The 12,705-nt window shown below is 69.0% G+C and carries 10 protein-coding genes and 2 pseudogenes; 7 read left to right on the top strand and 5 right to left on the bottom strand.

What is annotated here, in order from left to right:
* Positions 1 to 47: 47 nt before the first annotated feature.
* A complete protein-coding gene (locus OG798_RS54155) occupies positions 48 to 1,103 on the top strand; it encodes a ferredoxin reductase (RefSeq protein ID WP_328755827.1) in 1,056 nt (351 codons plus the stop codon).
* Between the two features lie 7 nt (positions 1,104 to 1,110).
* A complete protein-coding gene (locus OG798_RS54150) occupies positions 1,111 to 2,229 on the top strand; it encodes a fatty acid desaturase family protein (protein WP_328755828.1) in 1,119 nt (372 codons plus the stop codon).
* Positions 2,230 to 2,680: 451 nt separating this feature from the next.
* On the opposite strand, the pseudogene OG798_RS56990 reads toward OG798_RS54150, so the two are convergent.
* Positions 2,681 to 2,911, bottom strand: a pseudogene (locus OG798_RS56990) (IS6 family transposase); the annotation flags it as partial.
* A 144-nt stretch (positions 2,912 to 3,055) separates the two neighbouring features.
* On the opposite strand from OG798_RS56990, the gene OG798_RS54140 reads away from it, so the two are divergent.
* Positions 3,056 to 5,830: a hypothetical protein gene (locus OG798_RS54140; RefSeq protein WP_328755829.1), complete on the top strand. Its 2,775-nt coding sequence runs from the start codon at positions 3,056 to 3,058 to the stop codon at positions 5,828 to 5,830.
* Positions 5,831 to 5,885: 55 nt separating this feature from the next.
* Here OG798_RS54140 and OG798_RS54135 read toward each other — a convergent pair.
* A pseudogene (locus OG798_RS54135) lies at positions 5,886 to 6,002 on the bottom strand (PPOX class F420-dependent oxidoreductase); the annotation flags it as partial.
* Positions 6,003 to 6,288: 286 nt separating this feature from the next.
* Between OG798_RS54135 and OG798_RS54130 the strand changes: the two are divergent.
* The gene (locus tag OG798_RS54130) at positions 6,289 to 7,143 is read left to right on the top strand and encodes a trypsin-like serine peptidase (protein ID WP_328755830.1); all 855 of its coding nucleotides are present in this window, start codon (positions 6,289 to 6,291) and stop codon (positions 7,141 to 7,143) included.
* A gap of 35 nt (positions 7,144 to 7,178) precedes the next feature.
* On the opposite strand, the gene OG798_RS54125 is transcribed toward OG798_RS54130, so the two are convergent.
* On the bottom strand, positions 7,179 to 7,508 hold the full coding sequence (locus tag OG798_RS54125; RefSeq protein ID WP_095849801.1) for a transcriptional regulator: 330 nt from the start codon (positions 7,506 to 7,508) through the stop codon (positions 7,179 to 7,181).
* A gap of 405 nt (positions 7,509 to 7,913) precedes the next feature.
* On the opposite strand from OG798_RS54125, the gene OG798_RS54120 reads away from it, so the two are divergent.
* The 3 genes from OG798_RS54120 to OG798_RS54110 all read left to right on the top strand — a co-directional run bounded on the left by OG798_RS54120 (position 7,914) and on the right by OG798_RS54110 (position 10,845).
* Entirely contained in the window at positions 7,914 to 8,318 is a 405-nt protein-coding gene (locus OG798_RS54120; RefSeq protein ID WP_093479447.1) for an FKBP-type peptidyl-prolyl cis-trans isomerase, read from the top strand.
* A gap of 132 nt (positions 8,319 to 8,450) precedes the next feature.
* A complete protein-coding gene (locus OG798_RS54115) occupies positions 8,451 to 8,981 on the top strand; it encodes an alpha/beta fold hydrolase (RefSeq protein WP_328755834.1) in 531 nt (176 codons plus the stop codon).
* A gap of 277 nt (positions 8,982 to 9,258) precedes the next feature.
* A complete protein-coding gene (locus tag OG798_RS54110; RefSeq protein WP_328755835.1) occupies positions 9,259 to 10,845 on the top strand; it encodes a Na+/H+ antiporter in 1,587 nt (528 codons plus the stop codon).
* 19 nt (positions 10,846 to 10,864) lie between these two features.
* On the opposite strand, the gene OG798_RS54105 is transcribed toward OG798_RS54110, so the two are convergent.
* Together OG798_RS54105 and OG798_RS54100 are read right to left on the bottom strand one after the other, a co-directional pair.
* Complete coding sequence (locus tag OG798_RS54105) at positions 10,865 to 11,866, bottom strand: IS481 family transposase (protein ID WP_328755836.1); 1,002 nt, start codon at positions 11,864 to 11,866, stop codon at positions 10,865 to 10,867.
* A 5-nt stretch (positions 11,867 to 11,871) separates the two neighbouring features.
* Positions 11,872 to 12,687: an NAD(P)H-binding protein gene (locus OG798_RS54100; RefSeq protein ID WP_121413773.1), complete on the bottom strand. Its 816-nt coding sequence runs from the start codon at positions 12,685 to 12,687 to the stop codon at positions 11,872 to 11,874.
* Positions 12,688 to 12,705: the final 18 nt, after the last annotated feature.

The following is a 12,705-nucleotide window of genomic DNA, read 5'->3' as shown; positions in this document are numbered from 1 at the left end:
GTCCTGCGGTCAGGACTTTACGCCCTGAGACGCAGCAAGCTGGAGCCATGACGAGCACAGCCCTCCGCAGCAGGGCGTGGAAACTGCTGGAGATGGTCACGACGCCGCTGCTGCCGTCGGACTACCTCGACCTGGTCAGCCCGCTGCGTGCGGGCGCCGACCTGCGCGGGCGCATCGAGGCCGTACACCCCGAGACGGGTGACGCCGCGACCATCGTGATCAGGCCGGGACGGGGCTGGCGCGGCCACACAGCCGGTCAGTACGTGCGGATCGGGGTCGACGTCGACGGGGTGCGCCTGTGGCGTGCCTACTCCCTCACCTCGCCGACCAACCGCCCAGACGGCCGCGTCACGATCACCGTGAAGGCGATCCCGGACGGCAAGGTCAGCAACCACCTGGTCCGCAGGGCGAAACCGGGCACGCTGATCCAACTCGACCAGGCGACCGGTGACTTCGTGCTGCCGCAGGCCAAGCCCGCCAAGGTGCTCTACCTGACGGCCGGCAGCGGCATCACGCCCGTGATGGGCATGCTGCGCGACACCGAGTTCGACGACGTCGTCATGGTCCACTGCGCGCCACAGCCGCAAGACGTGATCTTCCGCAGCGAACTGCACGACCTGGTCACGGACAAGAAGCTGCGGCTCACCGAGGTGCACACCGACACAGACGGCATGCTCGACATCGCCCGTCTCGACGAACTCGTGCCCGACTGGGCCGAGCGCGAGACCTGGGCCTGCGGGCCAGCGGGCCTGCTCGACGCCGCCGAAGAGCACTGGACCCAGCACGGCGTACACGAGCGCCTGCACACCGAACGCTTCCGCCCCAGCATCGTCGTCACCGGCGACGGCGGCGAGGTCACGTTCAGCGCCACCGGCAAGAGGGTCGACGCGGACGGCGCCACGCCGTTGCTGGACATCGGCGAGGAGGCCGGCGTGCTCATGCCCTCCGGGTGCCGCATGGGCATCTGCTTCGGCTGCGTCTCGCCGCTCAAGGCGGGCGCCGTCCGCGACCTGCGCACCGGCGAGATCACCGAGGCCGAGCCGGGCGTCCTCATCCAGACCTGCGTGTCCGCCGCCGCGGGCCCCTGCGACATCGAACGGTAGGAGCACCTTGACCGCCATCGACCCCACCGCCCACCTGACCGCGGAGCAGATCGAGGAGCTCGGCCGCGAGCTGGACGCGATCCGCGACGAGGTGATCGCCGGCCGCGGCGAGAAAGACGCCGCCTACATCCGAAAGGTCATCTCGGCGCAGCGCAAGCTCGAACTGGTCAGCAGGGGCGTGCTGCTGTTCTCGATCTTCCCGCCCGCGTGGGTGATCGGCACCGCCGGTCTGTCCGTGGCGAAGATCATGGACAACATGGAGATCGGCCACAACATCCTGCACGGCCAGTGGGACTGGATGCGGGACCCGAAGATCCACTCCACCACCTGGGAGTGGGATCACGTCTCGCCGGCCGACCAGTGGAAGCACTCGCACAACGAGCTGCACCACACGTACACCAACGTGATCGGCAAGGACAACGACCTCGGCTACGGCATCATGCGCGTCGACGAGGACCAGAAGTGGCACCCCTTCCACCTCGGCCAGCCGCTGTGGAACTTCCTCAACGCCTGCTTCTTCGAGTACGGCATCGCAGCGTACGACCTGGAGCTCGGCAAGAACCTGCACAAGCGCCGCCGCAAGAACCCGGAGTTCCGCGCGCGGGCCAAGGCCGTGGGCCGCAAGATCCGCAAGCAGGTACTCAAGGACTACGTGATCCACCCGCTGCTGTCGGGCCCGTCGTTCCTCACCACGCTCGCCGCCACGTTCACCGCGAACCTGGTCCGCAACATCTGGTCCCACTCGGTGATCATGTGCGGGCACTTCCCCGAGGGCGTGCAGGTCTTCGAGCGCCGGTCGATCAAGGGCGAGACGCGCGGCCAGTGGTACCTGCGCCAGATGATGGGCTCGGCGAACATCAGCGGCAGCAGGGCCATGCACTTCATGACCGGCAACCTGTCGCACCAGATCGAGCACCACCTGTTCCCGGACCTGCCGAGCAACCGGTACGCCGAGGTCGCGGTGAAGGTGCGCGCGCTGTTCGAAAAGTACGAGCTGGAGTACGTCACCGGGCCGCTGCCCAAGCAGGTGTTCTCCGCGTGGCACAAGGTCTTCCGGCTCTCGCTGCCGAACAAGAAGCCCAAGGTCAAGACGCCGGACCGCGAGCAGGAGCTCGTCGCGGCCTGATTCCCGGTATTGGTTCAGATCTTTCGGCCGTACCGGCGGCACCGCCGGGTTCGGTGAGATCCGTTGCGGACGGTGGGCGGCCGCGACATCAGACCGTACGACACGGGATCCGGGCAGCCCGTGTCCGGCTGCGCTGCCTGGACGTGCGCCAGGAGCTCAGCACACAGCCCCCGGCGAGGTGTTGTAGTGCGCTGACCTGCCGTGGCCGGGCCGGTAGTCGGGTGCGTACGCGCACCCGGTTTGCCGACGGGCGGGCTGGGTGAAAGGCATGGGCTGTGACGTGGACACTGCCGGAACCGATGCTCGCCGCCCCTGTGTCCGACCCTGCGCTGCTGCCGGGGTGGGCGGGTGAGCCGAAGCAAGACAGGTGGCAGGCCCTGGTCTCTATCGACGCGGGGCGGGTGGTACTGCGCTCGAGGCGCGGCACCGAGATGGGGCCGGCCTTCCCCTGCCACTTGTCTTCGGGCCGGGGCAGGCGGCGGCGCGGTCCGTTCGCGTAGGCCTGGCCGAACTTGGCGCACCAGCGGCGCACTGTCTCGCAGGAGACGATGACGCCGCGCTGGAGCATCAGCTCCTCGACCTCGCGGAAGCTGAGCGGAAAGCGGAAGTACAGCCGCATACAGTGCGAGATCACCTGGCCCGGGTACCGGTGCCCCCTGTACGACGGTGACGTGCTCCCCACGGACGACGCCCTCCCAGCATGATCAACCAGAAGATCATCCCACCCGGTCAGCCAACGTGACAGCGCCCTCCCCCGTCCTAGGTGATGCGAGAGGCGCCCGGGACCGACGGGACGTCTGCGCACGGGGTTTTGAGGAGAGGATCATTGATCCGTGCCCGGCGAATATGTGTGACCGCCGTGGCGGTGCTGGCGGTCCTGGCGGGCTCGCCCGGACTGGCACAGGCTGAACAGCCGCACGAATCAGGGCTGTTGAGCGCGACGGACGACAGCCCACTTCCGCCGGGGTGGCGGATCGACGGGGAGGGCGGGGCGCGTGAGCTGGTCTGGCGTGCGCCGAAGGCCGTGCCCATGGGGGATGCGCGGGTCGAGTTCCGTACCGGGGACCGGCTGCTCGGGGTGCCGAAGCCGGCGAGGGATGGGCGGACCTTCCGGCTCGCCCTCGGCGAGACGCGGCCCGAGCAGCTGACGGACCTTCAAGTGACGGCCGCGGGACGTCGGCTGGACGCGGCGGCCGACGACACGCACAGGTCCGGCTCGAGCGTGGCACGGATGCCCGCGCAGGCGCCGGCGAACGGCGTTGATCCGGGCAAACCCGGCGCGTACCGCACGGTCGCCGGGGAGTACGACCTCGACCTGGTGCGCCTGCCCGGGTTCGACACCCCGGTGGAGATGACCGCCGAGGTGGTGGCGCCGAAGGGTGCCTCCGGCAGCCGGCCGCTCGCGCTGTTCCTGCACGGCCGCCACGACACCTGCTACAAGCCGGGCTCCGAGGACGACGTGACCGGCGACTGGCCCTGTGCGGACGGCTACAAGCCGATCCCGAGCTACCTGGGCTATCTGCGCGACCAGCAACTGCTGGCCTCCCAGGGCTATGTGACGGTGTCGATCTCGGCGAACGGCATCAACGCCCAGGACTGGGAGGCCGAGGACGCCGGCGCGCAGGCGCGTTCCTCGCTGGTACGGCAGCACCTCGCCCGCTGGGCCGACTGGAGCGCCCATCGCTCTTCCGCCCCGGCCGTCGTACGCGAGGCGGCGAAGGCGGACCTCTCCCATGTCCTGCTCGTCGGCCATTCGCGCGGTGGCGAGGGCGTCAACCGGGCCGCCTTGGACAGCCTCTACCCGCCGCCGGCCGCCGAGGACGGCTACCGGGGCCCGGTGCGCTGGAAGGTGCGCGGGACTGTGCTTATCGGACCGACGATCTTCGGCCAGAATCCAGTCGCCGACGTGCCGTCCGTGACGCTGCTGCCGGGCTGCGACGGCGACGTGTCGGACCTGCAGGGCGAGACCTTCGTCGACGGGACGCGCGGGATCAGCCGGGGCGCGGCACTGCACAGCGCGGTGTACGTGGTCGGCGCCAACCACAACTACTTCAACAGCGAGTGGACGCCGGGCGAGGCCGTCGCACCGGCCAGGGACGACTTCCGGACCGACCCGGAGGAGGAACCGGACCCGGTGTGCACGCCGGGTGCCGCGACCCGGCTGACCGCCGCCCAGCAGCACAAGGCGGGCGCGACGTACATCGCCGCCGCGGCCCGGCTCTTCCTCGCCGGGGACGACCGGGTGCGTCCGCTGCTCGACGGTTCCGGCACGCGGGCCCCGTCCGCGGACCCGGCCCGGGTGCTGACCCACGCGGTCGGCGGCCGCCGCAGCGGTGGTTTCCTGCCGGACGGCGGGGCGAAGGTGACCGGCGCCCGGCTGTGTTCGGCGGTCGACCCCGACCCGGCCGTGGCCTGTCTGGACCCGGAGACCCTCGGATCGTCACCGCACTTCGCGCAGTGGGTGACGCAACAGGAGACCGGCCGCAGCGCGGTGGGCCTGAAGTGGTCCGCGCCGGGCACGGCCGCGCGCATCACTCCGGCCAAGCCGCTCTCCCTCCGCGACTCCCAGAAGCTCGCGCTCCGGGTCTTCGTACCGCCGAACACGACCGGCACGAAGTTCGACGTATCCGTCACCGACTTCTCCAACCGTCGGGTGACGCTGGGCTCGGTCAAGGTGGACGGGCTCCCGGGCTCCGGGCTCACCGCCTCCTACTGGGCTCAGGAACTGCGCGTCCCGCTGTCGGCCGCGACCCGGGCCGGCCTCGATCTCAGCCATGTCAAGTCCCTTGAGCTGACGCCCCGTTCGCAGTCCGGGCGGGCCTGGCTGATGGACGCCTGGGGCTGGGCGCCCGGCACTCCGGCGGTGAACGCGGCCGCACTGCCGCGTGTCGACGTGGGCCGCACGGTCGTCAAGGAAGGCGACTCGGGCACCCGCACCTACCGGATCCCGGTCAAGATCTCCGGGCACGGCAGCGGGCAGGTCCGCGTGTACGTCCTCGACCCCGACAGCGGCCGGGCCGAGAACCGCCTCGTGACCGTATGGCCCGGCAGCGACGCGATCGACGTGCCAGTCGAGGTGAAGGGCGACACGGCCTACGGCGACGACGACGTAGAGCACGACATCGCCGTCAAGGCCGTCCACAACGCCGTCGTCGGCAAGCCCCGGGGCGGGCTCACCGTCCAGAATGACGACCCCGAGCCGGTGGTCACCCTGTCACAGGTCGCGGGCCGGGTGACCGAGGGAGAGGCGCTGACCTGGCGGCTGTCCATGGACGCGCCCGCGGCGGTGGACATCGGGCAAGCGGTGCGGGTGCTTCCGGTCACCGAGGGCACCGAGCTGTCCACCAAGGACGTGGACCCGCAGTGGCTCAAGGACTCGTCCGGTGACGTGCCCGACCCCGAGCGGCCGCTGTCCGACGCGCACCTGTGGGTGTGGCTGAGCATCCCGGCCGGGAACACCAGCGTGGACTTCGTCGTGCCGACCGTGCGGGACCAGGTGGCCGAGCCGACCGAGTCGATGCGCCTCGCACTGACCGACAGAAACGCCGTTCCGCTGCCCGACAGGCCGGTGCTGACGGGGACGGTGCTAGACAAACCGTAAGCACGATGTACGAGGGCACCCTCTTGCGCGGGGTCCGGTCTGTCCGGGCCCCGCGCTACAAGGTCACGCGGATCCCGACCGTCCCGTCCAGCCCCCGGCGCAGCCTGCTGCCGAAGAGCGTGAGCCGGCCGAGGATGCCGTACTTGCGGGCCAGGAGCTGCCGGTAGCGGGCGGCCGGCGACCCGACGGCGGCGAAGGCCGCGAGGGCCATGAGCGCGGCAGCAAGAACACGCGGGGCGTCCGCAACGGAACTCCTCGAATGATCTGGGCGGTTCAGCCTTCTGCATCCGGCTCTGAGTGCCAGTCCAGTCTCACCGTCCAGGCCGACGGCACCCATCATCAGTACCGCTGCCGGGTGCGCCCGCTCGGCGGCCGCCCTGAGTAGGGTCGGGGACCTGTCAGCCGTCTGCCCCACCCCGGCCGATCACCATGCCCGGACTGGGCTACCGTTTCGCTCCATGAAGGCTGGCATAGCACTGACGCTGGTCATCGTGGGGGCAGCCGCAGTGGTGGGTTCCGCCGCGGAGGAGACCCACACGAGCAGAAACAGCGGTCGCAGCAGCTACGGCAAGTCCGGCGAGCCGGGCCAGACCCCTCAGGACCAGGACCCCTCGGCGACCGCCCCCGCCCAGGACGGCACCGCGTACACCCCGCGCAGGACCGATGAGAACGCCCGGATCGGCACGGTCTTCGAGAAGGACGACCACGGCGCCCACTTCTGCACCGCGAGCGTGGTGCAGAGCCCCGGCCGGAACATGCTGATCACCGCGGCCCACTGCGCCTTCGACGCCGACGCCGGGAAGCCGGTGGACGACCTGGTCTTCGCCCCCGGCTACCGCAACGGCGACGAACCCACCGGCCTGTGGAAGGCCAACAAGGTCGTCGTCGACGACCGCTGGGCCAAATCGCAGGACGAGGACCTCGACGTCGCCTTCCTCACGGTCGACCCGAAGGACGGCAAGAACATCCAGGACGTCCTGGGCGGCAACAGCCTCGGCATAGACCGCGGCTTCAACAACGAAGTCAAGATCACCGGCTACCCCACCAGCCGTGACACCCCGATCTCCTGCCAGAACCGCACCACGAAATACAGCGACACCCAACTGCGCATCCAGTGCACCGACTTCGAGGGCGGCACGAGCGGCAGCCCCTGGCTCGCCAACTACGACCCCAAGAGCCGCACCGGCACCGTCATCGGCATCCTGGGCGGCCATGAAGGCGGCGGCGACGAGGACGACGTCTCCTATGCCGCGTATTTCGACAACGACATCGCCAAGCTCTACCAACGCGCCCAGGACGAGGACGGAAACTGACCCCGGGCTCCGGCCGCACGCGGCGGCCCCGCCGACTATCCAACCCGCATGGGTACGGACTGTTCTGCCAAACACCTCAACAGGCCTTCAAGACACTGCCAGAGCGCGTCGTTGTCGCTGCGCCGGTACCAGCGGCGCCGCTCCCCCGGCGTCCTCGTCAGCCGCTCGGCCAGCCCGGCCTCCACCAGGGCCCGGATCGGCGCCTGGTAGACACTCGCCGGTGCGTTGCGGGCGGCGGCAAGGTCTCCCAGGCACACACCCCGCTCGTCCGCCGATGCGAGCGCCCACATCAACTCCGCCCGGTAACGGTTGCCGAAGACCCGCACGGACACCTCACGCAGCCGCTCCACGTCCTGTTGAGGCATAATTCATGATTCGCGAATCATGCCTCAGCGAGACAGGCCGGCCCAACGAACGAGCCAACGCCACCGCGTCGGCCCTGAACTCCGCCGAGTACTTGTAGGTCCCCACCCGGGACTCCTCTCCCTGGACTCAAAATCCAGTGTCGAGGTGTCCACGATCAAGGTGGAGGGCCCTGTCTCGCAATGTGCCGACAGCCGTCTGCACCTCGTCTCGTTCTGGCGATTACTGCGTGACCTGTGCGTGGCGGTCGCGTTCATCGGCTGTGCGAAAGATCATCACGTGTGGCCGCTGGATCTGGTGTGCTCCGGGGGCCGGCATTCTCGGTAGCGTGACCATCTGCTGCATGGAGTGTCCATGTGTCCGGCTGGTCCGTGCGACGGCTTCCGACGGAGAGTGATGAGGCTGCAATGAGTGAACTGACGAAGCCCGAGGTCGACGTTCCGGAGGGTGACGCTCCTACCGAGCTGACCATCCGGGACCTGGTCGTCGGGGACGGGGCTGAGGTGAAGCCGGGCATGGTGGTCAGGGTCCACTATGTCGGGGTGACCTTCGAGTCCGGGAAGGAGTTCGATGCCTCCTGGGACCGGGGCCAGCCGTTCAAGTTCGCCCTGGGCAGTGGCAAGGTCATCAAGGGCTGGGACCGGGGGGTGAGGGGGATGAAGGTCGGCGGTCGGCGCGAGATCATCGTTCCCCCGCGTCTCGGCTACGGCAATCAGTCGCCCTCGCCGTTGATCCCGGCGGGCTCGACCCTGGTCTTCGTGGTGGACCTGCTGGACTCGTATTCCAGCACAACCGGGTGGAGCAACGCCTAGCACCCCTGACCGCTCCTCCCCTACGACGTGCTGCGTCGTCCCCCGGGGTTGGCGCCGCCGCGCTCCTCGCTGCCGCTCCTACTTCCGCCTCCGCAGCGTGAACCGCCCCGGGTTCGGTGGATTCGAACTGGGGTGGTTCGCCTGGCGCACCGTCAGTCGAGGTCGAATGCGCTCACCGCCGAGCTCGCGAAGGACCCGCACCGCACCTTCCGCCGCGTGATGTACGGGCTCTGCGGCGACAATCCGCACAGCGACCCGCAGGTCGAGCCGTTCGTCCCACCGGGCAACGGATTCCTGGACCTCTTTGAGGACCCTGAGGAACTTCCCTCCTGGCTCGCCGAAGCCGACATCGACACGCTCGCGACCGAGTTCACCGAAGCTGGGTTCACCAGCGCTCTCAACTGGTACCGCAACTGGCAGCTGACCGCCCCGTGGGAGGGCGCGCAGTACCGGATGCCCGGCCGCTACGTCACCGGCGACCGTGACCGTGACCTGGTCTACGGGTTCCCAGGGATGGACCAACTGATCCCCGCCCTGCCCACGCTTCACCCGGGCATCGGACCGGCACACATCCTGCCCGGCTGCGGCCACTGCATCGCCGAGGAGTACTCCGACCAGGTCAATGCGACGCTGCTGGGATTCCTGGGTTCGCTGAACAGTTGACCGGCTGACAAGTTGACGGGCACCGGATAGCACGCTTCCGGAATACCGCCTCTCCACCAGTCACCCCGACCGCGAGGCGATCGTCGATCGCATGTGCGAGCCCGGAGCGCTCACCGCCGGCAGGGCCTGAACCATGGGCAGGTGCGCCGCCGCAACGACTGCCGCGCCCTGGACGGTCGCGGCTCCATGTCGGCTGCATCACCGCCCGAGGTCGGTTACGTTGATAAAGCACCTGGTCACAGGGGGGTAACAAGCCGTAACCCACCCGGGACACTCCATGACCGGCCTGACCGTCATCCTGCTGCTCGTGGTTCTGGCCACCGCCGTGGCGACCGGTGCCCGACGCTGGAGCTTGCCCGCCCCCTCGCTCCTCGTAGTTGCCGGTCTGGTCGTGGGGCTGATGCCCTGGGTTCCAGAGGTGAGCCTGCCGCCTCACGTGATCAACGTGCTGGTGCTGCCACCGCTGCTCTACGCCGCGGCCGGAGAAATCTCCGTCCGCGACCTGCGCACCGTGTGGCGGCCGGTGACCGGCCTGGTCTTCGGCCTGGTCCTCGCCTCGGCCATCGCCGTCGGGTACGTGGCCCACGCGATCACCCCGCTCACGGCCGCGACCGCGTTCATCCTCGGCTCTGTCCTGGCCAGCACCGACCCCGTGGCCGTGACCGCGCTTGGCCGGCGCCTGTCTCTCCCACCGCGCGTGTTGGCCATGGTGCAGGCGGAAAGCCTGTTCAACGATGCCACCTCACTGGTCCTGTACAAGGTCGCCGTGGCCACCGCGGTGTCCGGCAGCGCCATCAGTGTGCCCGGGACCGTTGAGCAGTTCCTGATCCTTGCAGGCGGAGGAGGCCTCATCGGCGCGGCGGTCGCCGCAGTGGTGGCCCTGATCCGCAGACGGACCGAGGACCCCATGCTGGAGACCGTCATCGCATTGGTCACGCCGTACGCCTCTTACGTCATCGCGGAGCAATCGCACACCTCCGGCGTGACCGCCGTCATCGTGTCCGGGGTCGTCCTCGGCAGCACCGGCCACAAGCTCAGCAACGCCCCCGTCCGCCTCCAGGTCCACGCCGTCTACGACACCGTGACCTTCCTGCTGGAGAGCGTCGTCTTCGCCCTGATCGGCCTCGAGCTCCCCTCGGCCGTCCGTCATCTCGCGCGCGACGAGCACGGCTGGCCGCTGTGGGTGCCGGTGATCGCCTTCACTCTGCTGGCGATCCGCCTGCTGTGGATCTTCCCGCTGTCCGCCCTGATCCATCACCGGCACGGGGAGGGCGACAACCGCCTCTCCTGGCGCGTCCCGGCTGTCCTGTCCTGGGCGGGCACCCGAGGCGTCATGCCGCTGGCAGCCGCGCTCTCCATCCCCCTGGTCACCCACACAGGGGCGCCGCTGCCGCACCGGGCGCTCATTCTCACGCTCACCACCGGGACCATCGCGCTCACTCTGATCTTCCAGGGTTTCACCCTGGTCCCCGTCGTCCGCCGCTCCGGCATCGCTCTGGAACCGGAGCGCACCGCCCGTGAGGAGGCCCGGACCCGCCGACACATTGCAAACGCCGCTCTCGAAGAGCTCAAACAGCTTGGCGATCTGGATCAGCTCGCTGATCTGGGTGCCGCCGCCGAGGCCGCCTTGAAACAGGCCCGTCGTCATCTGGAAGCGCGCATCCACCAGGTTGAAGACGCCCACTACAGCGACCCGGACGCCCGTCCTGCCGACGCCTACCGCGAGATACGCCGGACACTCATCGCCATCGAGGCGGCCGAGCTCCAGCGCCTCTACGAAGCGAACAAGATCAGCAACGCCACCCGGCGCCGGATCCAGCACGAACTCGACCTCGAAGAAGCCAGCCTCCGTGACCGCGGCTGACTGCCAGTCCCGGTAACCCCTAGGTGTACGAGGCCACGACGTTGGTGACGCCGTCACGTAGTCGGGCAGCTGGCGGTTGCCCTCCCGCGCCGCTGTGGGGCCGGTGGTAGTTGTAGTGGATGTTCCACATGTCGAGCGCCTGGCTTCGTTGGTCTTCGGATTGCCAGGTCCTGGCGTAGAGGAACTCCTCGGCAAGGATCCGGTTGTATCGCTCTACCTTGCCGTTGTGGCGGGGCGTGTATGGAGCGATCCGCTGGTGCCGTGACCCGAGGAGAGCCCGAGTGAAGGCGTCGGCTCGGTAGCAGGAGCCGTTGTCGGTGACGATCCGCTCGATGCGAGTGATGCCGTGCGCCGCGAACCAGGCTCGCGCTCTGTGCATGAACGCAATGGCGGTGCTGGCCTTCTCATCGCTCAGCGATTCGGTGTAGGCGAGTCGGCTGTACCCATCGACGGCCGAGTGCAGGTAGGCGTATCCGGCACGCCGGCCCTTCCGCTTCCGACGCTCGGCAGCCTTGGCTTGAGCGCTCCCTCGGCCATGGACTCGCCAACCGCCGCCGTCGGGTATCCGCCCGACCTTCTTCACGTCGATGTGGACCATGTGTCCGGGCCGGCGGGCTGTGATCCGCCGTGGCTCGCGGTTGGATTCTCCGTTCGGGTCGAGGAACCGGCGATGGTTCAGCCCGAGCGTGTGCAGGTACCGCGAGACGGTACGGCGGCTGATCTGCCAGCCGTCTTCTTGAAGCTCAAAGGCGATTCGGGAGGCGGACCACTTGTTCCTGCGTCGCAGGTCCTCGATCTGCGCAACGACGTCTGCGTTGATTGCGGTCGGCTGGCGGGACGGAGTCGAGGATCGGTCGAACAATCCGAGGTCCCCGTGTTGGCGATAGCGGTTAACCCACTTTGAGGCGCACGCCCGGGAGATACCCATCTCGGCGGCGACGTGCGCGATCGGCCGGGTGCGGCAGCGTTCGATCAGGCGACGGCGACCTTCGATGGACAGTGGCGCATTGCGGTGAACCATCCGCGTCAGCTGGCGTCGGGGCGCATCGCGGCCGCGGTGTCCGTGGCGACGGTGAGCGGGTCGGTGATCGGTCGGCCGAGTAGTTGGGCGAGGTCGGGGCCGGTGGTGCTGAGGAACCCGTGGCGGACACTGGTCGCGATCGAGGCGAGCATCGGCGGCTGGAACGGCAGTAGCGTGTCGTCAGCGAGGAGTTGGGCCCGGTACTCCCCGAGCCCAATGGTCCGGTGCGCGACTCCGAGGGATTCGGCGATGCCGACGGCGGTGATCGGTTCGCCGACCAGGTCATAGGTCTTGCCGGCGTGCGCGGTCGGATTGCCGGCCACGACGGCTGCGGCCGCGGCCAGGTCCGCCCGCGCCACAGCGACGAGCGCTCCGTCGCCGAACGCCGATTCCACACCGTCAGCGGTCCAGGTCAGGAGCGCCCCGAAGAGTTCGGCGTAGAGCCCGTTGCGCAGGACCGTCCACCCAAGTCCACTGGACTTGATCAGATGCTCGGTGGCCCGATGGGCGAGGGCGAAGCCAAGGTGGTCACCGTCGCCAGCCAGGCTGGTGTACACCACGTGGCTCACGCCATTGCGCACCGCAGCGTCTACAGCTGCCTGGTGCCGGGTGATGACCTGATCGTCCTCGGCGTACCCCGCCGAGACGAGGACCAGCGTAGAAACGCCGGTGAGGTCGAGGCTCGCGGGGTCGTCGAAGTCGAGTCGCCGCTGCCCTTCTGCGGGCGATCGAGTGCCGCCCAGGGCGGGCACGTGGCGCTCAGCCAACTCCTGGAGCGTGAGAGAGGCGAGCTGTCCGTTCGCGCCGGTCACCATGATCATTGTGGTTCTGTCTCCTAC

The organism is Streptomyces sp. NBC_00271, from assembly GCF_036178845.1.
Classification (GTDB): domain Bacteria; phylum Actinomycetota; class Actinomycetes; order Streptomycetales; family Streptomycetaceae; genus Streptomyces.
The sequence above is the reverse complement of the archived record's forward strand: the minus strand, read 5'-3'. Positions and strand labels throughout refer to the sequence as shown.